The following is a 25,496-nucleotide window of genomic DNA, read 5'->3' as shown; positions in this document are numbered from 1 at the left end:
CGCTCACTTCCAAAACGGGTAACGTAAGCAGAAATTTTCTTTCCGCTGTTCTTTACGGTACATTAACAGACCGAAGTAGAATAGATTGATAGATACCACAATGTCCGTGCTTTTCACGAGTTCTTGCCATACACGTTTTGTTTTACGGGTCTGAAAGGGTTCATGCACCACGACTATTTTCCCTTCGCGAACGGCTTGTATTATCTCATCAGAAGGGACGTTCCGTAAATCTACAAGCACCGCTTCAGCGCAATCGGGCTGCCCTAAATAACCAAGTTCCCCAACATCCATATAGGTCAATATATCTAACAGCAAGCTTCTATATTTGGGTTTAAAATCTAACGGAATTTTCACGGTATGCGGTCTCACATGTGAAACGTGATAAATAACACGGGAAGCCAAATCATACACGAATGGAGAATGTGTGCCATGTCGGCTATTGGAGACAAAAAAATGCCGTATCAGTTCCCAGCAGTAGCGCATACCACAAAGGTAGGATTTAGTATGAAGTTACGATACAAACTGCAACGAAAATGTACTCCCTTTTCCTTCTTCACTTTCCACGAAAAGATTTCCTTTGTGCAGCAGCATAATCTGTTTACTGAGGGTCAGCCCCACCCCACTACCTGATTTCTTGGTCGTGAAAAATGGCGTAAATATCTGCTCTTGAATATCGGAAGACATTCCTTTTCCATTATCTTGGATTTTGATAATTACATGTTCATCTCTTTTCAACCCTGCTATACTGATATAGGGCTCAGCACAATCTTTAACCGCTTCCATGGCGTTGAGCAGCAAATTAATTAAAGCCTGCTCTACTAGATTAATATCTGCACGGAGAACCAGACGCGTGTCTTTTAAAATGATATCCAAATCGATATTTTTCTGTAGTAGTGTGGGTTCCAGTAGCTGATAAATACTCTCGAAAAGTACTTTTAACTGTATATCTACAAAGTTAGGCTGATCTACTTTATTTATCATACGATAACTCTTGGCGAACTGTAGAAGCCCTTCACTCCGTCGCTTTATCGTATAGATACCAAGCTTAAGATCTTCTATATCTTCTTCCCCATAGCCCTGTTCCAATCGAACGTGCAACGTTTCCGCCAACGAGCTGATCGGCGCAATAGAATTCATAATCTCATGTGTCAATACCCGAAGTAATTTATGCCAAGCCCTCGTTTCCGTCTCATCTATAGCCTCACTTATATTTTGGTAAACAACAATCCGAAATGTTCCTTCTTGTGTAGAAAACGTCGAGCCATGCATCAGCAATTTAATTTTTCCTATCGCGAAGCTCACCGATTCCACCTGTTGCTTTCCAAGTTTCATGTGAATTGTTTTTTCATACAAATCGGGATGACGTTTCGTTAAACCGCGGATATTTCCGATGTGTGGTGTTCGAAAAAGTTGTTTAAACGCATCATTAATCCACATCACCTTCCCCGTATCCTCTTGATAAAAAATGATCGCGGAATCCAACATATTAAGAACTTTATTGAGGTATTGGTGCTGGATTTCCTTGTCCATGCTAATACGCTTATACACGTCGTTGATATCATTGAATGCCGCAAACAATCTGCCCTCCGTAGATTTCGGGTGCCTGATGACAAACCGTCGGGTAAAATCCCGATAGCGAACTGCTTCGGAGAAATCGAGTACTTCCTCGACTAATTTCCGCTGCTTGCCTAACCATCGATACGCGAGCAAAAAAAACAGGATAAAGCTTACTGTAGCAGGCCAATACCATTTTTGAAAGAATAGGTAAGCTACTCCTACTGCGATGAATAGCAAGAATAATATTTTCCAGAAGAAGAAATCCCGCAGTCTCCGCATGCTATCAGATATTATATTTCTCCATACGCCTATACAAAGCCGCGCGCGTCAATCCCAACTCACGCGCTGCTTTGCTGATATTGCCATTATAACGTTCGATTGCAGATTGAATGGCATGACGCTCCATCTCCTCTAGACTCTGATTAGCATAAGCAGGCTCACGCAACATACTGCTTTCCTGGACCGCCTGCTCAATTGGAGAAAATAAAATGTCGTTATCCTGTATACTTTGTTGCTCCGCCATAATAACCGCGCGCTCGATACTGTATTGAAGTTCACGGACATTACCCGGGAAATGGTAGGTTTTTAACTTTTGGATAGCATTGCGCTCAAACCCCTCCATATGCTTATGATATTTTCGGTTATAGAAGTCCAGAAAGTGATTTGCTAATAACACAATATCCTCTCCACGTTCTCTTAACGGTGGCACCTGTATCTCGACCGTGTTAATACGGTATATCAAATCTTTACGAAATCTGCTTTCGTCCGCCAATGCTTTTAAAGGAACATTGGTAGCGCTCAACAAGCGGATGTCTACCGAGACAGGCTGATAAGAACCTAACGGCACGACCTGTCGATTTTGCAGAACACTCAATAGTTTTGCTTGCTGCTGCAGACTTATATTACCTATTTCGTCCAAAAACAACGTACCTCCGTTTGCCGCCTCAAAACGTCCCTGTCTGTCTTCTCTAGCGTCCGTAAAAGCACCTTTCTTGTAACCAAATAGCTCGCTTTCAAAAAGTGTTTCGGTCAATGCACCAACATCCACTTTAATATAGCATTGTTTTTTTCGTAAAGAACGTTGGTGCAAAGCCTGCGCAATCAAGTCTTTTCCTGTTCCGTTCTCACCCAATATTAAGATATTGGCATCCGTTGGCGCGACTTTATCTATCTTATACTGCAGATCTTCCATAATCGCCGAACGGCCAATCAAGTCGTTGTCTTGACGAATCGCCGACAAGATTGTTTGCTCGCGTCCTTTTATTTGCTTGGTTTCCTCGAAAACGGTCTCCAATGTCTGCAACAAATGTTCATTCTGCCAAGGCTTTACAATAAAATCAGAGGCTCCCTGTTTGAGTGATCGCACGGCAAGGTCGACCGCACCATATGCTGTAATCATCACCACCTTGATATGCGGATATCTGCTTTTGATTTTCCCCAACCAAAACAACCCCTCGTTACCCGTATTGATAGCGCTCTTAAAATTCATATCTAACAACACCAAATCAATAACGTTCCTCTCCAACGTACGAAAGATATTTTCAGGATTCGGCTCAACTATGATTTGTTTTACTTTCGGTCTTAGTAAAATGCGAACGGCCGTTAGCAAATCCTGATCGTCATCAACGACTAAAATGGAAGCTTTTTTCATCACAAACCTATGGTAACCTATTTTTTTATATTACAAATCTAATGTTCCTGCGTAATAATCATTGATATATTTTTGCATTATCCACTCGTATTGCTTAATCACTAACGCATTTCTAGTATTATCCAGCTTGTTTTTTGCCGTTAGAAATACCACAGAGTTACTATTTCCGGCATCAAAGTGCACTTGCGCGATGCGAAAAGCTTCTTGATAGCTTTGCGCTTGTTCGCGTAGGTTATTCACATTTTCTCGCAATGTTTTCATACTAAACACCGCTTTCGCCGTTTGTTCCCGTAAAGCATTTTCTTGGATTTCCCGTTCCCATTTTACCTCATCCAAATCTAATTTTGCCAATTTCACTTGTGTTCTTACCCTCATTTTGCTAAAAATCGGAATACGTAAGCTCAACGAAATACCTTTTGCGGGGTAGTTTCTAAACTGTTGCCAATAATTAAACCCAGAATCATCAATACTGGAGAAACGAGACTGAATGGAAGCTGACAATGATAGAGATGGGTAATAATCAGATTTCATCACGTTTATTTGTTGTTGGGCTTCCGTGATGCGCCAATCCAACGCCTTAAATTGTGGTAAGACATTCATCGCTGTACGATATAGCTCCGCGTCGGAATAACGTTTCTGATCAATAGAGAATGATAATGGTTCGAGTTCTGGCAATTCATCAACAGCCCGGTTCAGTAAAGCCGCTAAACGCAATCGCCGATCGTACAACGCTTGTTTGTTTGTCTCCAACAAATTTTGATCGGTACGCAATTGCCCTTTTAGGTCATAGAAGTCTCCGGGATCAGCAGCTCCCTCCCGATGCATAATCTCCATACGCTCTACATTTTCTTGCGTTACAGCCAATTGTCCCTCCGTCTGCCGTAACATATCCTGTGCCGTCAACACCAATACGTACGCTTCTATTACATCCAATTTCAATTCATTCACCGCCCCTTCAAATTCAAATTTTCCGGCTTCCTGGGCACTCGCCCTACGCCGGATATCATGCAAAATTTGGAATCCATTGAATATGGGTGCACTAAGATAAAGCGACTGCCCTCCTGAGAAAAAGCTCGTGTTCACAAATTGATTGGTCGTAGCATTAACGCTTCTTCCTTCATTGTATCCATGGTTTATATTTCCTTCCAAAGAAGGTAATCGATTATAGCGCGCTTGTTTATAATTTATCTGATGTCGATATACATTTAATTCCGTTTGTTTCAATGTTGGGTTATTCTCGACTGCCAATCGCACGCATTCGGCTAGAGACAAATTGCTATGCGTTTGTCCCATCACCGAAATGGCACTACTATAACTGATTATAAACACAACAATAAGGATAGCACAATTCTTCATTCACAAAATTTTCCTTATCCCTTCCACAGCGCATGCCAAAAACATAACAACCTATAATATAATACAATAGGAAAGATAAAAGGAATCACGTGTCCGTTATCGAACAGTTGATGTTCACCAACGTACAAGTGCCGCTCGCCGCGGCATGGCCTTCATTTTTTTGTCTTGACACAAAAAAACGAAGGACTCGGTTCTTTTTCGCGGAGAAAAAGAAAACAGAAAACTTTATTTCCGATTATTAAGTAACAATTTCCTTTTGCGTTACATTTTGTTTGGAATGTTTCTAAATAACCCTCATCTTTACAGCAGTTTAAAATCATTCTAAATAATGTCATAAACAAAAATACACTTTTCTATTTCTCTCTCTATTTCTACTGGCTTCCCTGCTCTCCTCAATTAGCATGGGAGCCGTAGAAATTTTCTTTTTAAGTACACTTGTATTTTCCTGTTCACCACCGAACAGCAGACTGTCCGAATACGGACACATTTTATCAGATAGGCAAATTAAAACACTGTAAACAAATACCTTATAATATTGGCATAGCGTTGTATAGGTAACAACTATACAAACATAAATTTCTAATTTTTTAATGGACAGGCCAATACAACAGAAGAAATGGAATAGCAAGCGAATTTTAACGCTCGCTGGTATTGTTGGAATTATCACGTTAATCGGGGCAAGCTACTATTTTACAAGTGGAAACAGCCGTTTAAATGTTGATGCGGACCGCATCAGTATTGTCGAGGTCAAAGAGGGTACTTTTCAAGAATTTATTCCTATTAATGGAACGGTGCTTCCTATCAGTAGTATTTATTTAGATGCTTCGGTCGGGGGGCGTGTAGACGAAAAGTATGTGGAGGACGGAGCCGTATTAAAAAAAGGGGATCCCATTATGCGGTTAGCGAATACGGACCAGGAACTGAGTTTGGTCCAACAGGAAACGCAGGTCCTTAATTTGTTAACGCAGGCACAAATAGCCCGTACCAATGCGGAACAAATGTCCATTAATAACCGTAACCAGATGGCGGATGTGCAACAGGCATTCCGTGAAGCGGAACGCATGTATAATTTAAACCAAAAATTATATAAGGAGAAAGCTATTGGTTCGCAGGAATACGAAAAATCGGTTAACGAATACAACTATCAGAAGCAACGCGTGGTATTAACCAAACAAATCCTTCGCCAAGATTCCATTTCCAATAACCAAAAAGCCCTTCAAGACCAAAAGACGTATGAACGTACGCAAAGCGCATTGGACCTCATGCGTAAAAAAGTAGACGATCTTATTGTGCGCGCACCGGTAGACGGACAGCTAACATCTTTTGACGCTGAAATCGGTCAAAATAAAAATGCTGGCGAGCGGCTTGGGCAGATGGATGTTTTGACGGGTTTTAAAGTACGTGCTGACATTGATGAACATTACATCAATCGTATCTTTACCGAACAAATAGGTGAATTTACCTTGAGTGGGAAAGTCTATAAGCTGAAAATCAAAAAAGTGTACACACAAGTTACGAATGGACGCTTTCAAGTCGATATGGAGTTTGATGGAGAAACACCTTCCAGTGTACGTCGCGGACAGACTTTGCAAATCCGGTTGGCTTTGAGCGATGAAACAAAAGCGTTATTATTAACAAAAGGAGGTTTCTATCAACAGACAGGTGGAAACTGGATTTTCAAACTGGATAAGAACGGGAATACTGCCTATCGGGCAGATATACAACTTGGTAGACAGAATCCAGAATACTACGAAATAATTGGAGGTTTACAACCCGGCGACAAAGTTATTGTATCGAGTTACGAAACATACGATAAGATACAGGAATTGAATGTTAAATAGGATTATAAAGACTGTGAAGATAAACCCATAGCGGGCTACAAAGTAAATCATATACATCATGATAAAAATAACAAACCTACAAAAATATTACCGCACCGAAGAAGTAGAAACAGTTGCGTTGAATAACGTAAACATTCACGTAAAAGAAGGTGAATTTGTGGCTGTCATGGGGCCTTCGGGTTGTGGCAAATCAACCCTCTTGAATATTGTTGGGTTATTAGATGATCTGGACGAAGGAAGTTATTTATTCAACGGTACCGAGGTCGCTAAATTCAAGGAGAGTAATCGTTCTAACCTGCGTAAACATAACATTGGCTTCGTATTCCAAAGCTTTAACCTGATCGATGAACTGACCGTATTTGAAAATGTAGAACTTCCTTTAGTTTACACGAAAGTACCAGCTGCGGAACGCAAACGCCGTGTAGAAGAGGTATTGGAAAAAGTACAGATTATGCATCGGCGCAACCACTTTCCACAGCAGCTATCAGGAGGTCAACAACAACGTGTCGCTGTTGCGCGGGCGGTTGTGAACAATCCGAAGCTCATCTTAGCGGATGAACCGACGGGTAATCTGGACTCAAACAATGGCAACGAGGTCATGCAGCTATTGACCGAACTGAACGAGGCTGGCACAACCATCGTCATGGTAACACACAGTGAACACGATGCTAAATTCGCCGACCGTGTTATACGGATGTTGGACGGGCAGGTCATTATGGAAACAACGGAAGTAAAATAAAAATAACAAAACATGATTGGAGTTAAGCTAACCTTTCGGAAGTTATGGCGTAATCGCCTCTTTACAGCCTTAAATATTCTAGGGTTGGCGATTGGTATCAGCGCCTGCTGGATCATCTTCCGTATTGTCCATTATGAATTTAGTTTTGATAAATCGCATCCCGATAAAGAAAATATCTATCAGGTGGTTTCCCATACGCTGGCAGAAGGCAAGGAAAGCAGCTTCGGTGGTGTTCCTCTGTCACTATACCCTTATGCTGTAGAGACCTTTGGTCATCTGGCACAAATAGTCCCGATTTATGAAGGCGGGTTTCAAGAGGTTATGGTTGATAAAAATCATCAGGCTCCCCTAATCTTTGAAGAGCCTACCGCAATTAACCATACCGTAACCGCCTATTTCGATATGGTACCTTATCAATGGATAGCCGGCAATCCCAAAACAGCAATTTCGCAACCCAATCAGGTAGTCCTTACCCAATCCCGAGCGAAACAATATTTCGCGAATACCCCGTTAGATGATATTCTAGGAAAAACATTAAAATATGACACCATACTGTTTACCGTAACAGGAATTGTTGCCGACTTGGATAAACCAAGTAGTTTCACAGGAAAAGAATTTATGTTCATTCCTCAGGATAAGCAAAAAGGTAGAGGCTGGCTTGAGCGGAATAGTGCACATCAGGTTTTCATTAATCTTCCTCTACAGCATAAAGATATCTTCTTGGATAATATTAACGTCAAGAATAGTGAAGAAGGAAAAGAGGCTTTCGCAACGTACAATTTTAAGACTTCCTACGGTTTACTTCCGTTAACCGAAAAACACTTCACTCCAGGGTTTGGCAGTTACGTGGTCAAGAAAGAAATTGTCTACGGACTTATTGGCGTAGGCATCTTCCTCCTATTATTGGCATGTATCAATTATATCAACTTAAGCACCGCCCAGGTTCCCTTTCAGGCAAAGGAAATAGGCATTCGCAAGACACTGGGCGAAAAAGGATTTCGACTGACTGCCACATTCTTGTGGGAAACATTGTTTATCTGTTTGATAGCCTTATTATTGTCATTGCCATTGGTACACTATTTTGAATGGCAATTTAAAGAGTTTTTACCTCCAAACATCCAGGATTATAACGATTGGCAGGCCATTTCCTTGTTCTTAATCATACTAATCGGTGTGTTGACATTGTTGGCGGGGCTTTATCCTGCCTACCTAAGCAACAAAGTCAATGTCGTAGACACGATTAAAGTTCAAGGTATTGGAAAATTATCTTTTGGTAATATATCCCTCCGCAAAACACTTATCGTATTCCAGTTTGTCATCGCACAGGTTTTTGTCATCGGGACATTCATCGTTTCCGCACAAATCAACTACATGATGAATACCGATCTCGGCTTCGACAAGCATGCTATTGTCACGCTCGGGCTTCCTTATAAGGCTAAGCACGATACGAAAACCGACCCCTTGCTATATAAGCGCGCATTAGAACAGTATCCCGAATTTGAAAAGATATCCTTAGGTAGCCCACCGATAAGCGATCGTACCTTCGGCATGAGCATCACTATACCGTCCGATACCGGTGAAACGCATGTGCAGTTGATGTTTAAATCGACCGATGCAAATTATTTTGATCTGTACAACATAGAGACCTTGGCGGGCCGGGCACCACAACTGTCAGACAGTATCGGTAGCATTTTTTTAAATGAAAGTGCACGTATCAAGTCTGGGTTCAAAACCAATGAATCTGCAATCGGTCAGATCGTGAAAGGGCCCCGCCAAGACGATGTACGCATTCAAGGAGTCTTTAAGGACTTTCATACGCATACCCTGCGTGCTGAAAAGGCCGCCATGGCATTAGAGATTGATGCCAATTCAAGACGTCTAGAGGCGTTTAACATCAAGTTACCAGATCACCCCTCCCAATGGCAGAAGGCCTTGACGACAATGGGAAAAGAGTGGAAAACCGTCTATCCAAATACACCGTTCGACTATAAATTCTACGACGAAAAACTAGCAAGTATCTACGAGTCTGATATGCGTCAGGCAAAAATAATTAACCTCTCCACGATAGTCACAATCATTCTGAGCTGTCTAGGACTTATTGGTTTGGTAACATTAACGGCGTTTCAACGCACCAAGGAAATCGGTATACGTAAAGTTCTAGGTTCGAGTATTGCAAGGATTATCATGCTGCTTTCCAAAGACTATATCAAACTTATTGTGATTGCCATCATAATTGCGACACCTCTAGGCTGGTGGACAATGAATAAATGGCTGGAGGACTTTGCCTACCGCATAGATATACGGTGGTGGATGCTATTATCAGCAGGTATCGTAACCGTGATTATTGCATTGCTATCGGTCAGTTATCAGGCTTGGAAAGCCGCACGAACAAATCCGGTAGATAGTTTAAGGGATGAATAATTGGGGTCTGAAAATATAAATCATGATAAAGAATCATTTCAAAATTGCCTGGAGAAACCTATTGAAAAACAAGGGAAATTCAACCATCAATATTCTCGGGTTAGCATTGGGTATGAGCATATCGCTCATTATAGGCTTATGGATCAGCTCGGAAGTACAATATGATCGCTTTTATTCGAAAACGGATCGCATATCTCAAGTATACACTCGCGATACATTTGAGGGAAAATCCCATACTTGGGGAGGTACACCCGCGGTGTTAGGCCCAATCCTCAAACAGGAACATCCGGAGATCGAAGAAGTCGTTAGAACGGCTACGGTCGACCATCTTCTCCATAACGATGAAAAACGCTTTAAAGCCTCCGGTATAGTCAGTGATCCTGGATTTTTCACCATATTTGATTTTTCTTTTTTAGCAGGCAATCCGGAGAATGCTCTCCTAAAACCAGATGCAATTATAATAACGGAATCGTTGGCAAAAAAGATGTTCGGGCATACCGATGTAATAGGAAGAATAGTAAAAATAGACACCTTAGCTTCCATGGCCGTCCAAGGTGTTATTCAGGATATTCCTTATAATTCTATATTCCGGGGAAATGAATTTTTCTGTTCATGGGATCTGTTGAAGATCACGGGCTGGATAGTTAACGACAATTGGACAAACTATAATCACGAGACATATGCCCTATTGAAAGAGGGAGTTTCGCTATCTTCCACCAATCAAAATATCGCTAATCTTGTCAAGAATCACACCAACAATCAAGTAAAAGCGAGTATTTATCTCTATCCGGCAAACCGTTGGCATCTGTATAATAAATCGGAGAATGGGAAAATGGTGGCGGGCACGATCATCACCTTACGCATGTTCGCTTTGATCGGGTTATTCATCCTCCTCATCGCATGTATTAATTTCATCAATCTCAGCACCGCAGGGGCCGAAAGACGAGCAAAAGAGGTCGGCGTACGAAAAGTCGTCGGTGCACCGAAGAAAACGCTTATCCAGCAGTTCCTACTGGAATCCTTTCTGATAACACTCTTAGCGGGTAGCATAGCACTGTTACTTACAGCGGTAGGATTACCTTTTTTCAACACCCTTATCAACGGCGATATCCGTATCAGTGACCAACCTATTGTTTTTTGGGGACTTCTCGTAGCCGTCATCGTTATCGCTACCCTCGGTGCGGGTATATATCCTGCTTTTGTACTATCTGCTTTCGAACCCATCAGAACCCTAAAGGGTAATCTGGTGTCGGCCAAGGGAAATTTCAGACCGCGGAAAGTATTGGTAACATTACAGTTTACCATTTCCATCTGTTTAGGCATTTGCACCATTATTATCAGCCAACAAATACGTCATGCACAGAACCGCGATAACGGTTATGATCAAAATAACTTGGTTTACGTAGCTCTGGAAGGTGATTTAAGAAAGAACTATACAATAATACGCAACGAGCTGGTACAGCACGGCGTTGCCAGCAGTGTGACAAAATCATTAGGCCGTATTACCGGCTATACAAGTAACAGTTGGGGGTATTCCTGGCCCAATGCGCAACCGGAAGATTTCGATGTGACGTTCAATATTATGAGTACCGATACGGATTTTGGGCAAACGATGGGCATCAAACTGGTAAAGGGAAGAGATATTGATGTTTATACGCATCCATCGGATTCCAATGCCGTATTACTGAACCAGAAGGCCGTGGAACGTATGCGGCTTATAAATCCGTTGGGCACACAAATTATAGAGGCTCAAGGAACGGAATACGAAACAACTTGGCATGTTGTCGGGGTAATAGAAGACTTTATACTGCAATCACCGTATCAAGATATTGAGCCGATGATGGTAAAAGGCCCCGCCAGTTACTTTAGCTATATACATATCCGGTTAAATACGGCAAACAGTTTACTTTCCAATATGGATCAGCTCCAAGCGATATTAAAAAAATACAATCCGGATTATCCGGTAGACATCCATTTCGCCGACGAAGCATATGCGCTGAAATTTAAACAACAAAAACGTACCGCGACATTAACTGCGTTATTTTCGGGATTGGCCATTTTTATTGCTTGCTTGGGATTGTTCGGGTTGGTTTCCTTTGCTACAATACAGCGGCAAAAGGAAATTGGCATTCGAAAAGTATTGGGTGCTTCGGTCGCCGCGATCGCCACGATGCTGTCGAAGGACTTCTTAAAATTGGTCGTTCTGGCCATCATCATTGCCTCTCCTATTGCCTGGTGGATTATGAATCGATGGTTGCAGGATTTTGTTTATCGGATAGACATACAATGGTGGACATTTTTCTTTGCGGGCGTGTTGGCTATTTTAATCGCCTTATTTACGGTCAGTACATTAGCCGTTAAGGCCGCGAGGACTAACCCAGTGAATAGTTTACGGGATGAGTAAAAAATAAAATTATGATAAAGAACTATATAAAATTCACTTTCCGTACACTATGGAAAAACAAGGGGTACTCAGTGATTAATATACTTGGGCTATCTGTAGGATTAACCAGTTTTTTGATCATCCTACTTTACCTTAATTACGAACTGAGTTATGACCGTTGGGATCCCGGTCTTGAAAATGTATTTAAGGTTTCTCTCCGCGATACAGAAGATGATATTTCTCCGAATACCCAAGCACCTCTGGCAGCTTTACTCCGGGAAAATGTTTCTCAGATCGAGACCGCCACAAAAATATCGACAGATGTAAGCTTTGAAATGCCGCTATCTGTAGAAGAAAAAGTGATATCGCAAAGCGGGGTAATATCTGCCGACTCTTTATTCTTTAGCGTATTCCCCTATAAAATCATCGATGGCGATGGCGTAAATCCACTGCAAAAACCGAATGCTATGGTCATCAGCGAAGAAATCGCCATCAAACTTTTTGGGCAGGAAAGCCCTATTGGAAAGACAGTTAAAGTTTTTAACTCCTTCGACCGTGAGGTAACTGCTGTTATGGAGCATCCCCATGGACCAACACATCTTAATATCCAAATCGTGTATCGGTCTCCTTATGAAACCGACAATTACCATTGGCAGAATTGGTCATTCTATACATACATTAAAACCAAAAATCACATATCCAGCGAAGAAGTGGAATCTGCTATAGACCGGATTTACTATACGGACAGGTTAATGAAAGAAAAAAACATAACGTACGAAGAATTTCGAAAATCAGAAATCCGCGAGAAGCTTTTTGTAGATGCCGTACACGACATCCACAACTTCCCGAAGTATGGGAACAGCAATATGGCGAATATTTCGATTTTATTAGTACTGGCATCATTGCTGCTATTTGCGGGAGCTATCAATTTCAGTAATCTGTCTATCGCTTCCTCGTTAAAACGGGCTAAAGAAGTCGGTGTAAAAAAAGTACTCGGCTCCAGCCAAGCGGGGTTATTTTGGCAGTTCATGGGCGAAATAGCCATACAATGTGTTATCGCACTAAATATTTCCTTTTTGCTTTTACATATTGCTTTGCCTTACTTTAACCGGGAATTCCATATCCCATTGCATCTTTTTGGACCTTCATTTTCATGGAGTCTTCTTATACAGGTTCTATTATGTTTGATTGCTGTAACTATAATTTCCGGGCTATATCCCGCGGTTTTTCTTGCACGTTATAACACGACGAAGGTATTGAAAGGAGATTATTCAAGAGGGAAGCAGGGACAGGCCCTTCGTAACGGGTTAATTGTAATACAGTTTTCAGTCGCTACTTTCTTTATTATCGGGATTATTATTGTCACTCGCCAATTAAATTACATGCAGCAGTTTGACAAGGGATTTTCCGGAGAGCAGGTCCTGCGCATACAAGCCCTCATGATGAAGACCAGAGAAGACAATTTTGAACAAGTCCGGAACAACCTTTTAAGTATAACCGGTGTACAGGCAGTAGCAAAAACAACCAAGGTTCCTGGTGACCAATTTTCTGACACATCAACGATGAACTTCAAATATAAGGGTAATTTACATCGCCTTGGATCGGTCAAAGTGAGTAAAGATTATTTCGGAACACTGGACATCAATTTGATCGACGGCAGACTATTCACGGATAGCCACCCTGATCAACATACGCGTTCGGCCATTATCAATGAAACTGCAGCAAAGAAACTAGGCCTTCAATACGCAGGGGGGGCTTATATTACCTATCCCGATTGTGATAGTATCCCAATGGAAATAGTAGGTATCGTAAAAGATTTTAACGTACTTGGGCTAGAACAGCAGATACAACCGACCGTTTTTACCATCGGGAATGATGCCTGCATGTTCCAGTCAGGTGGTGCAATACTCGTCAAACTGACGGGAGGTGACATCGGGAAACAGATAAGCGCTATCGAGCAACTTTGGAAAAGCATAGAACCTGGATTCGGTATCCGGTATGCCTTTTTAGACGAAAATTTCCAACAGTTATTTGCAAATCATGTCCGTCTGCAACGTATCGTCTTCTTCTTCGGACTTACAGCTGTTGCTATCGCTGTCATTGGATTGTTTGCGCTTACGGCATTTTTAACCGGGCGACGTATAAAGGAAATTAGTATCCGCAAAATATTAGGTGCTAACACAGTCGATCTTAATTTCCTTCTTGGTAAAGATTTTATGCGATTGATTACCATTTCCGTCTTGGTCGCTGTTCCGCTTGGCTGGTGGGCCGCCGATATATGGTTGCAAAATTTCGCTTATCGGATCTCGTTGAACGGATGGTTGTTTACGCTAGCTGCAACCAGCGTCCTTATTATCGCCGCATGTACCATATTTATCAACGTCCTAAAAGTATCCCGTACAAATAGCGCTAAAAATTTAAGAGATGATTAATCACTAAAACCATGATAAAAAATCATATAAAAATAGCTTGGCGTGGCCTCTTAAAGAATAAAGGCTATTCCGCCATTAACATCATCGGATTGGCCATTGGCATGGGAGCCGTGCTGCTTATCGCCTTATGGGTACAAAACCAATTCCGGTATGATAACTTCTATAACAACAAAAACGACATTTATAAAGTTTGGAACCGTTACAAAGATGAAGAAGTTCGTATCCAAGATATAACTTCTGGCGCCGCCGCCAATGCACTAAGAGAGGCGCATCCCGAAGTAGAATACGCGGCACGCATGTACTGGTCGTCCAACAATCTGTTAACCTACGGGGAGAAAAGCCTTAAAAGCCAGGGCAATGAAGTGGACCCGGATTTTCTTCAAATTTTTGATTTCCCTATCGTCAGCGGTAACACCAAACAGGCGTTAGCCGGACACAAAAATATTGTGCTAACGGCACAGCTCGCAAAAAACTTATTTGGGGAAGAAGATCCATTGGAGAAAACCGTAATCTTGGATAATGAAGAACCTTATAAGGTTAGTGCTGTGCTGCAGGATTTGCCCAGCTATACCGATTTTGATTTCAGTTATTTGATTCCTTTAGAGGATAAAACATACGGTACGGATTGGAATACCAATACCTATTATACTTTTATACGGGTGCGTTCTGGAACGGATATAACATCCTTCAACCAGAAAATAGAGCCTATTGTCCGCAACAATGCTTCCGATTTAAAATTCAATTCGGTATTTCTCTACCCGATGTCCAACATGCACTTGTATTCCCGTTTTGAGAACGGTGTTCCTGTGGGTGGAAAGATTGAACAAGTACGTTTAGTCGCCGGGATTGGTTTACTTATTCTCTGTATTGCATGTATCAATTTTATTAATCTTAGCACAGCACGAAGTCAGAAAAGAGCGAAAGAAGTCGGTGTGCGGAAGGTCGTCGGTGCACGAAAAAGCAATCTGGTAGGTCAATTCCTAACGGAATCTGTCTTACTCTCGTTGATTGCCGGTACTATTGCCATAGGGTTAGCTTTTATCGCCCTCCCATTATTTAATCAAATCTTAGATAAACCGCTTTCATTCGAGATAGCTAATCCGCTAATTTGGGTGGCCACGCTTGTTTTAGTGCTCTGTACCGGTTTGCTAGCGGGCATCTATCCGGCATTTGTACTCTCCACTTTCCAGCCTGTTAAAACTATAAAGGGACTTCTAAAAAAAAGTCGGTATAATCTCAGTTTACGGGAAGTATTGGTCATCTTTCAATTTAGTATTGCCGTTGTGCTCATTATAGCAACTTTAATTGTCCGTTTACAAATCAATTATGCCAGTGAACGAAATGCCGGTTACAATACATCACAGCTCATCGAAATACCGGTGGAAGGCGATATGAACAAAAACTATGAAGCTATTAAAGCCGAATTGTTAAATAGCGGTGCGGTCAAAGGCGTTACACGTACCGGATGGTCCATTACCAAAAATGCGTCGGTATCCAACGGGAATTTTTCCTGGGAAGGCGCAACCCCCGAACAGACGCAGAACACCAGCTTCGCATTGGGACGTGCAGAAAGCGATTTTATTAAAACGGTGGGTTTGACACTCGTCGACGGCCGTGATTTGGATTACGCCAGATTACCAGCCGATAGTGCTTCAGTTTTATTAAATGAAACGGCCATCAAAACCATGGGGCTGAAAGACCCTGTGGGAAAATATTTCAAACGGGGTGATGACACCTATACCATTGTAGGCGTATTTAAAGACTATATCAACGATTCTCCTTATGGGGATGTCGGCCCCATGTCCATCTTTCCATCAAAAAATTGGATGCTCAATATGATTGTACGCACAAACGAGCACCAATCCATGCAACAGAATTTACAGAGGATGGAGACCATTATTAAGAAGTTTAATCCTGCCTATCCGTTTAGCTACAGTTTCGTGGATGAAGAATATGCTAAAAAGTTTCGCGATCAACAGCAGATAGCGTCCTTGTCGTTCGTATTTTCCATATTGGCCATTGCCATTTCTTGTTTAGGGCTATTCGGGCTTGCTTCTTATATCGCGGAGACACGTATCAAGGAAATCGGTATCCGAAAGGTACTCGGCGCTTCTGTCTGGGGAATCAGCAGCATGCTATCCAAAGATTTTATAAAACTAGTGTTTATGGCTATCGTTCTGGCATCGCCTATCGCTTGGTGGGCGATGAACAATTGGTTGGAAGATTTTTCCTACCGAATAGCTATTTCATGGTGGGTATTTGTCTGGTCAGGAGGAGCAGCCATTGCAATCGCATTGTTCACTATCAGTACGCAAGCCATCAAAGCCGCACGTGCCAATCCCGTGGATTCGTTACGGGATGAGTAAAATAGTATGACGATGTATACTTAAGACTAAAAAGATGATACGAAATTATATAAGAATCGCTTGGCGAAATATAATACGGCAACGATCTTTTGCCTTCTTAAACATTGTGGGTCTTGCTGTCGGCCTCGCTGCGAGCATGCTCATATTATCTTGGGTACAGCATGAGCGCAGTTACGACAGCTTCCACGTGCATGCAGATCAGCTATACCGTATAACAGCAAAGCTGGATCAAGAAAATTTTAAGGCTGCTGTCTCCCCTTCTCCTTTAGCGCCTGAACTCAAAGAAAGAATATCCGAAGTAGCGGACTTCGTACGCATAACCGTGCCTCGAACCCATTATTTCGAATACAACGATGACCGATATGAAGAAAAAGCCGTTATCTACGCCGATACCAATTTCTTTGAGGTATTCACTTTCCCGTTTGTTGCTGGCGATATAACCGCTGCTTTGCAACGCCCCGATGGGATTGTCATTACAGAACGTATTGCTAAAAAGTACTTCAACAAGGAAAATCCTATTGGAAAAGTCTTAAAATTTGATCACACACAACAAGTCACCGTAACAGGTGTATTGGCAGACATCCCATCTCATTCTCATCTCCAATTTGATTATGTTCTTCCGTTAACTTTTCTAAACAAAGACCATTATCTCTATCCTAATGACGATTGGGGGCATTTCATATACTATAGTTATCTTCGGCTCCAGCCACATCGTTCCGCCATGGATACCGGGCTTCCAGTTTTAGAACAGGGTATTACCGAAATTTACCGGGAACATGTAGAGGGCTCTTTATTGAAAACAAGCTACCAATTACAGTCCTTAAAAGATATACATCTTCATTCCCAAAACTTGCAGGTGGAATTGGCTGAACGGGGAAACTATCAATATGTTAATACCCTGTTTTTTGTCGCTATTTTCATACTTGCCGTAGCTTGTATTAATTTCATGAATTTAGCGACGGCCCGTTCTGCCCGGCGCGCCAAAGAAGTAGGCTTGCGTAAAGTCATCGGCGCGAACCGTCTGCAGCTTATTTTGCAGTTCTTGGGTGAAGCGTTAATGATTGTTTATTTTTCCTTTATCCTGGCTATCGGCTTGGTATGGATCTCCCTTCCCCTATTTAACGAACTTGCAAACACCACCCTTGACGCTGTTTTTTTTCATCCCACATTCCTCTTTTATGCTGTGAGCGTTGCCACAATTACTGGTTTAGTAGCGGGCATTTATCCCGCCGTATATTTATCAGGATTTGTACCTGCAAAAGCGCTAAAAGGCGTATTCTCCGGTACAGGAAACGGGAATCTAGTATTTCGCAATACACTTGTCGTTGTGCAGTTCGTCGTTTCCATCACGCTGCTAGTGGGTACTATATTGGCTTATCAGCAATTAAATTACCTCAAAAACAGAAATCTTGGATTCGATAAATCGGGACTGCTATATGTTCCGATGGTCGGTAATATCTGGGGGCAGCAACAAGCCTACAGAAATGCACTACGCGATAATCCGCTAACAGCAAATTTCTCCGTGACGGACGATGTGCCTACCAATCTGCGTAGTGGCACCATTGATTATCATTTTGAGGGTAAAGAACCTAACTCTTCCCTTATTCTACCAACGATGGATGTAGATGAGCACTTTCTGGATGTTTTCGACATGAAATTAGTAGCTGGTCGCAGCTTTTCTCATCAATTTGGAAACGATTCGAGCAATTATGTGGTTAACGAAACTTTGGTAAACATCATGGGCTTATCACCTCAGGAAGCCTTAGGCAAACCTTTTACACTTTGGGACAAGAAAGGAATGATTATAGGGGTGGTGAAAGATTTTAATTTTAAACCTGCGAGTCAAGTTATCGAGCCCATCGTCCTCAAATACAACGACTGGGGAGGAATGGTGGTCGTGAAGACCTCGTCACAACAGCTAGTGGCTACACGCAACGCATTAGAAGAAATCAACACGAAGTTAAATCCAAACTTCCCATTCTCTTATGGCTTTGTGGATCAGGATCTGGAAAGGCTCTATCTCGGTGAACAACGCTTGAGCAACTTGTTCAATTTCTTTGCCATGTTGGCGATTTTCGTTTCCTGTCTCGGTCTATATGGCCTATCATCTTATATTGCCGAACGACGCGCTAAAGAAATTGGCATTCGAAAGATAATGGGTTCTTCGTCGGTTAGCATTTTCTATTTATTATCTAAGAGCTTTTTGGCTTTAGTGGCGATAGCAATCTGTATTGCGCTACCGCTTTCGTGGTATGCTGGCAACACGTGGTTGGCATCCTTTGCCTACAGAATAGACGTCCACTGGAGTATCTTTATACTAGCTGCTGGCGTAGCCACCACAACCGCAATGGTAACAACAAGTTATCAGGCTTGGAAAGCCGCCCGAACTAAACCAGTAGACAGTTTAAGGGATGAGTGAAATAATATAACGATGTATACTTAAGACTAAAAAGATGATACGAAATTATATAAAAATCGCCTGGAGAAACCTCAAAAGGAACAAGTTGTTTTCATTGATTAACATTTCGGGCTTATCTCTCGGTATATCGACATGTTTCATCATTATGCTATATGTGCAAGACGAGCTGAGCTACGACAAGTTTCACGAGAACGCAACGAATATAGTCAGAATAGTCTTCCGTGCAGATATAAATGGCGGCAAAATAAACGAGAGCGTAACGATGGCACCCGTTGCGCAGACCTTGAAGAATGATTTCCCTGAGGTCAACGATGCAACGAGGCTACTCGACTATGGTCATCCAAAAATATCTTACAAAAACATCGTGTTTAAAGACCTTCGGCTTGCATTCGCTGATCCTAATATCTTTGACATTTTCACGTTGCCCATGATAGAAGGAAATCCGGAAACCGCTTTACTCGAACCGCACACCGTCGTTATCACCCAATCGACTGCGAAGAAATATTTTGGAGCGGAAAATGCGATAGGAAAAACTATTTTATTGACCGCAGGCTATGACCAACCCTATCAAGTAACTGGTGTTATAAAAGACATACCTTCCAATTCACATTTTCATTTTGACTTATTTGGCTCGATGACGGGTTTTGCAGATGCCAAATCCGATTCGTGGATGTATGGTGGATTTCACACCTATCTCCTATTAAAACCGGGCAGTGAAATAAAAAAGATGGAAGCCCGATTCCCAGAAATGGTAAGAAAATACATGGGACCACAAATACAACAACAGATGGGATTGAGCTTGGAACAATTCACGACGAAAGGCAATAGGCTTGGATTCGCCTTGCAACCCCTAACCGATATTCATCTCAACGCCTTCACAACGACCGAATTTGAGTCAGGTGGCAATAAAATGTATGTGTATATCTTTGGAGGGATTGCACTTTTTATGGTCGTGGTGGCCTGCGTCAATTTTGTTAACCTTTCTACCGCCAATGCATCTAAAAGGGCTAAAGAAATAGGCATACGAAAAGTCGTAGGCTCAGACAAACTTCAGCTCGTCAAACAATTTTTATCAGAATCTATCTTCATTACATGTTTATCACTGTTCATTGCGTTTGTCTGGATACAGCTGGCTTTACCTATATTTAACAATATCGCAGCAAAATATTTAAGTTTTGATGCTAAACCTATTTTTGCCTTTATCGGTTTGGGCATGTTGGTCGGCATTGTCGCCGGTATATATCCGGCTTTTTACTTATCCTCCTTCAAACCAATCGCCGTTCTAAAAGGAAAGCCCACAACCCGTTTCAAAAATTTTAATTTAAGAAGCCGTTTGGTTGTTTTCCAGTTTACCATTTCTGTGGTGTTAATTATTGGTACGATTGTCGTCTATCAGCAGATGAAATACATACAAAACAAAGACCTTGGATTTGATAAGGAGCAACTCCTCACTATTCCAAATTCATACGCATTAGGTAGGAATGAGCAAGTGTTTAAGCAGCAACTATTGCAAGATTCAAGAATCGTAAATGCAACGGCGTCATGGTATAAACCGGCAGGACCAAGTCACTACAACAATGCGCTAGCCTATGCGCAAGGCAACGATAAAAATGTTGTAAACGGTGTAGATTACCACGTGGATGAGGATTATATACCGACCATGGGCATGCATATCCTTAGCGGCAGAAACTTTTCGAAAGATTTTGCAACGGACTCCACCGCTATTATTTTAAACGAAACGGCAGCTCGAGCATTTGGTTGGAATGCATCGACAGCAGTAGGTAAAACGATTATCAGGCAAAACAGTGCTAAAGGTGATCATGTGCCTTTTCGTGTCATTGCCGTTGTAAAGAATTTTAATTTCAAATCGTTACATGAAACGATCAGCCCTTTGTACATGACCCTACACCCGGAAGGTGGACTAATATTTAAGATAAAAACAACAGACGTTGCAGGTCTACTATCAACCATGAAAGAACATTGGGACAGTTATCAAACGGAGGAGCCCTTTACATATGCCTTTATGGATGATCTTTTTACCAAGGCTTATACCGCAGAGCAAAAAACATCCGTTATCCTTCATATCTTCGCTGTGCTTACCATATTTGTTGCCTGCCTTGGCCTATTCGGCCTAGCCACCCATACCGCAGAACAACGCACCAAAGAAATCGGGATAAGAAAGGTGTTAGGGGCCTCTGCTATGCGGGTTACGCAAATGTTGGCCAACGATTTTCTGAAACCGATCTTAATTGCATCACTTATTGCATTTCCTGTGGCGTGGTGGGTTATGAATAGCTGGCTCGAGAATTTTGCGTATCGTATCGATTTAGCATGGTGGATATTTTTATTAGCAGGCGGAATCGCTTTTACTATTGCTATCCTTACCATATGTACACAAGCTTTTAGAGCGGCAAGTGCCAATCCAGTAGACAGTTTAAGGGATGAGTGATTCCCCCTAAGGGGTGAATAATATATAGTGGAAAAACAGGAGATAGTAGGACTAGAACGGGGGCGAATGATCCAAATGTGACATAATGAAAGGACTGATCAATAATTACTGATCACTGATGACTAAAATATGATAAAGAACTATATAAAGATTGCTGTTCGAACGCTTCGTAAAGAGAAGCTATATACCCTTATCCATATTATGGGCATTACCTTGAGCATAACCGCTTGCTTACTGATTGGCACCGTGGTCATCGATGAACTATCCTACGATAAGCAGTGGAGTCGTTCGACAGATACCTATCGATTGTTAACCATTAGGGAAGACGCGGGGGCCTACTCTCAAAAAGTAGGAACCGTATATGCCGGGCTCGCCCCCACCTTAAAGCAAAATTTTCCCGAAGTAGAAGAATACAGTGACGTATCTCCCAACACGATATCCCTCAAAATCAATGAGGCAGATGAACTGCCGATAAAAGCGACCATTCTTCTTGCTGATACGGCGGTATATAAACTGTTAGACATCGAGCTCATCGATCAGGCAGACCTGATGCCTACCGGCGATATCCCGAAAATCATCTTATCTGAATCCTTTTGCAAGACACATTTTGGCAGCAAGAATCCCCTGGGCCAGCGTATATATGACATGCCAAAATACGACAATGAAAGTAACACCTATCTTGTAGCCGGCATCATGAAGGACATCCCATCGAACACCCATCTCCGCTCCGATATGGTAATGCTTTTGAACAGAAAAGAAGAACTGCTTACTAAAAATAGGCAGGGTCCCGGCATGCAATACGCCAGGCATTATATTATGCTTCGTAAAGGAACTGACCCCAAACAGTTTGAACAGAAAATCAATGATTGGTACCATCAGTTTACCGACATCGACAAAAAAGTCCGGTTTGGCCTGCAGCCTATGGCAGACATCTATCTAAAGACGGATTTTAGCGCGTATCAACCCATTAAAGGGAACATCCAACATAGCTACATGTTTTCCGCGGTCGCTATCCTCCTATTACTGATCGCCTGCATCAACTACGTCAATCTGAGCACAGCTCGCGCAAGCAGCCGTATAAAAGAAACCGGTATGAAGAAAATATTGGGTGCATCTCGCAGAAATATCCTGACACAGTCTCTATTGGAATCTCTACTCATTTTTAGCATAGCAGGAGCCCTTGCCTTTATAGGGTATCAGCTTGCCATCCCTAAATTAGAATATTTTATCGGTCATCCACTAGCGTTTCGCTTCCTTGCGCATTGGACATATTTTACCTACGCCATGGGTGCTTTTCTTCTTATTTGCCTTTTTAGCGGCCTGTATCCAGCATGGTTAGTTTCGGGTTTTCGCTCGATAGGCAATATCCAAAGCATCCTCCGTGAAGGAAAAAACAGGCGGGGGTGGTTGAGGCATAGCCTTGTCGTATTGCAACTTTCTATTTCTATCACTGTACTCATAGCTATGCTAGTCATACAGTATCAAGTGCAATTCCTCAAGAGCAAAGATACTGGCTTTGACACGGAAGGATTATTAAGCATTGATTATGTATCGTGGGATAACAAGTCCACTGCCTTACGCACCGAACTTTTAAAAAATACAGCTATCCTGTCCACCAGTTTCACATATTGGTTGCCAACAGCCCCCGGAATGGAAATGAAGTTATTGAGAACACCAGGAAAGTCGTATGACGAAACCGAATTATGGTATATAGACGGAGAGCCGAATATGGCACAAACAATGGGATTAACGCTTAAGGAGGGTCGTTTTTTAGATGAAAACCGACTGGGGGACGCTATCCAAGCGGATGAAGTCAGTCCTGGAAGTAGTTCCCTACGCCCCTGCCTGATAACAGCCAGTACAGCTCGTTTATTAGAAATAGACACACTGAACCAACCATTTCCCGAAGCGGGCATTATACCCGTAGGTATCGTCGAGGATTTCCACAGCGAGTCCCTCCACAAACAGACTGTCCCAACAGTAATCAGAGCCTATCGTGACCCATCCGTCGGAGCCTTACTCATCCGTACGCAACCTGGAGAAGAACGAAACGCGATGTCGTACATCGCTTCCGTTTGGAAAGAATTGTATCCAAACAAGCATTTCGACATACAGCCCGTCAAAGAAACGTTAGCAAAGCAATATGAAGCAGAGGAGAAACTGTATCATCTTTTCCGGATATTCAGTCTATTGACGATGTTACTTGCCATCATGGGCATATTAGGGCTTGTCGTCCATGCACTTCGTCTGCGCGTTCAAGAAATAGGTATCCGCAAAGTACTCGGAGCCTCTGTTATAAACATAACCACTATGCTATCCAAAGATTTTGTAAAGCTGGTACTTTTAGCCATTATTATTGCCAGCCCGATAGCTTGGTGGGTCATGAACAAATGGTTGGAAGGTTTTGCCTACCGCATCGAAATTCCGTGGTGGATCTTTGTTCTATCCGGCGCTACAGCGTTCTTCATCACGTTATCGACAGTAGGCTATCAGGCCATAAAAGCAGCGATGAATAATCCCGTGGATAGCTTGCGAGATGAGTAGAAAAATGCCAACTCCATTTATCAATATTTGTTCATTTTTGATAACCAAAGTTAACATTTTATTGTTATTTTTGTAAACAACAGATTCCAAAATGGAAAAAATAAAGATAAAATCCATCTTTCTTCGCGAAGAAGTGGAAACTGTACACATTCGCCATCTCTATTATCAAATTGATTGGTCGGATCGACTGGTAGGGATATTAGGCGCAAGGGGAACAGGAAAAACAACCCTTTTACTTCAACGGCTGAAGTTGCACTTTCCAGACGATGACACTGCGTTGTATATCTCGCTGGACGATATCTACTTCGCCAGCAATAGCCTTATTGCGTTAGTAGAAACTTTTAGGTTACGAGGAGGTAAAATACTATTTGTCGATGAGGTACATAAGTACAACGGTTGGGCAAGGGAGATCAAGAACATTTATGATACTTATAAAGATATTTATATTGTATTTACGGGGTCTTCTGTCATTGACATTTACCAACAAGAAGCCGATCTTAGCCGACGGGCGGTTTTCTACGAGTTAACAGGGCTTTCCTTTCGGGAATATTTACGTTTTTCGGATGTGTATGCTGCAGAAACAATCGGTTTATCGGACATACTAGATCATCATACGCAAATCGCATTAAAATTAGGCAAAGCCTTTAAACCAATACCACATTTCGAGGCTTACCTCGACCACGGTTATTATCCGTTTTTTAAGGAAAACCTTCGAACCTATTTCTTACGTATCGAGCAGGTTATCCGATTGATCGTCGAAACGGAACTACGTTTTGTTGACGGTTTTGATATTAACAACAGCAATAAAGTAATGCAATTGCTTGCCATACTCGCCGAGAATGTTCCTTTCAAGCCCAACATCAGCAAATTAAGTAACAAGATAGGCATCAGCCGTCAAACGGTGACCCAATATTTACACTATTTGGAAAAAGCTCGGCTGATTAATCTGTTGAATGCCGCAGGTGCGAGCATAAGCACCTTACAAAAACCGGAAAAGGTGTATTTAGAAAATCCGAATCTACACCGCGCTATCGCTTCCGGCGAAGCCAATCAAGGTAGTCGTAGGGAATCGTTTTTACTCAATCAGCTTCGCAATGCCAAACATGAAGTTTCACTACCCGCTACCGGTGATTTTTTAGTGGATCGCAAGATAACAATCGAAGTCGGAGGTAAAGCCAAAGGCCGAAAGCAAATCGAGGAGGTTGAAAATGCTTTCATTGCTGCAGATGATCTTGAGGTAGGAGTTGAAAACAAAATTCCACTTTGGCTTTTTGGTTTTTTGTACTAACCGCCTGAATTAGAATGGTGGATGTTTGTGCTTGCGGGATTTATCGGCTT

At 42.1% G+C, this 25,496-nt stretch carries 14 protein-coding genes; 10 read left to right on the top strand and 4 right to left on the bottom strand.

From position 1 onward, the window contains the following. Window positions 1-3: 3 nt before the first annotated feature. From H8B06_RS15105 to H8B06_RS15090, 4 genes are read right to left on the bottom strand one after another with little or no spacing between them, the layout of a single operon-like run. The gene (locus H8B06_RS15105; protein WP_190995081.1) at window positions 4-483 is read right to left on the bottom strand and encodes a hypothetical protein; all 480 of its coding nucleotides are present in this window, start codon (window positions 481-483) and stop codon (window positions 4-6) included. A 27-nt stretch (window positions 484-510) separates the two neighbouring features. Then, a complete protein-coding gene (locus tag H8B06_RS15100; protein ID WP_190995080.1) occupies window positions 511-1,836 on the bottom strand; it encodes a sensor histidine kinase in 1,326 nt (441 codons plus the stop codon). Window positions 1,837-1,840: 4 nt separating this feature from the next. Further along, entirely contained in the window at window positions 1,841-3,208 is a 1,368-nt protein-coding gene (locus H8B06_RS15095; RefSeq protein ID WP_190995123.1) for a sigma-54-dependent transcriptional regulator, read from the bottom strand. A gap of 30 nt (window positions 3,209-3,238) precedes the next feature. Beyond that, window positions 3,239-4,564 (bottom strand): TolC family protein, encoded by a 1,326-nt coding sequence (locus H8B06_RS15090; protein WP_190995079.1) that lies wholly within the window; start codon window positions 4,562-4,564, stop codon window positions 3,239-3,241. Window positions 4,565-5,154: 590 nt separating this feature from the next. On the opposite strand from H8B06_RS15090, the gene H8B06_RS15085 reads away from it, so the two are divergent. The 10 genes from H8B06_RS15085 to H8B06_RS15040 all read left to right on the top strand — a co-directional run bounded on the left by H8B06_RS15085 (window position 5,155) and on the right by H8B06_RS15040 (window position 25,446). Further along, window positions 5,155-6,405, top strand: coding sequence for an efflux RND transporter periplasmic adaptor subunit (locus H8B06_RS15085; RefSeq protein WP_190995078.1), 1,251 nt, complete (start codon window positions 5,155-5,157; stop codon window positions 6,403-6,405). A gap of 58 nt (window positions 6,406-6,463) precedes the next feature. Beyond that, entirely contained in the window at window positions 6,464-7,144 is a 681-nt protein-coding gene (locus H8B06_RS15080) for an ABC transporter ATP-binding protein (RefSeq protein WP_190995077.1), read from the top strand. 12 nt (window positions 7,145-7,156) lie between these two features. Further along, complete coding sequence (locus tag H8B06_RS15075) at window positions 7,157-9,565, top strand: ABC transporter permease (protein WP_190995076.1); 2,409 nt, start codon at window positions 7,157-7,159, stop codon at window positions 9,563-9,565. A gap of 22 nt (window positions 9,566-9,587) precedes the next feature. Continuing rightward, on the top strand, window positions 9,588-11,969 hold the full coding sequence (locus tag H8B06_RS15070) for an FtsX-like permease family protein (protein ID WP_190995075.1): 2,382 nt from the start codon (window positions 9,588-9,590) through the stop codon (window positions 11,967-11,969). A gap of 11 nt (window positions 11,970-11,980) precedes the next feature. Next, window positions 11,981-14,380, top strand: a complete 2,400-nt coding sequence (locus H8B06_RS15065; RefSeq protein WP_190995074.1) for an ABC transporter permease — start codon at window positions 11,981-11,983, stop codon at window positions 14,378-14,380. 11 nt (window positions 14,381-14,391) lie between these two features. Then, entirely contained in the window at window positions 14,392-16,746 is a 2,355-nt protein-coding gene (locus H8B06_RS15060; RefSeq protein WP_190995073.1) for an ABC transporter permease, read from the top strand. 34 nt (window positions 16,747-16,780) lie between these two features. Next, window positions 16,781-19,165 (top strand): ABC transporter permease, encoded by a 2,385-nt coding sequence (locus H8B06_RS15055; protein WP_190995072.1) that lies wholly within the window; start codon window positions 16,781-16,783, stop codon window positions 19,163-19,165. Between the two features lie 34 nt (window positions 19,166-19,199). Next, window positions 19,200-21,614, top strand: coding sequence for an ABC transporter permease (locus H8B06_RS15050; RefSeq protein ID WP_190995071.1), 2,415 nt, complete (start codon window positions 19,200-19,202; stop codon window positions 21,612-21,614). Window positions 21,615-21,743: 129 nt separating this feature from the next. Continuing rightward, window positions 21,744-24,158, top strand: a complete 2,415-nt coding sequence (locus tag H8B06_RS15045; protein WP_190995070.1) for an FtsX-like permease family protein — start codon at window positions 21,744-21,746, stop codon at window positions 24,156-24,158. 91 nt (window positions 24,159-24,249) lie between these two features. After that, entirely contained in the window at window positions 24,250-25,446 is a 1,197-nt protein-coding gene (locus H8B06_RS15040; RefSeq protein ID WP_190995069.1) for an ATP-binding protein, read from the top strand. The last annotated feature ends 50 nt before the right edge of the window (window positions 25,447-25,496 follow it).

The sequence above is a fragment of the Sphingobacterium micropteri genome (assembly GCF_014692515.1).
Lineage (GTDB): Bacteria > Bacteroidota > Bacteroidia > Sphingobacteriales > Sphingobacteriaceae > Sphingobacterium > Sphingobacterium micropteri.
Note: the sequence above shows the minus strand (reverse complement) of the source record. Positions and strands in the feature narration are given on the sequence as shown.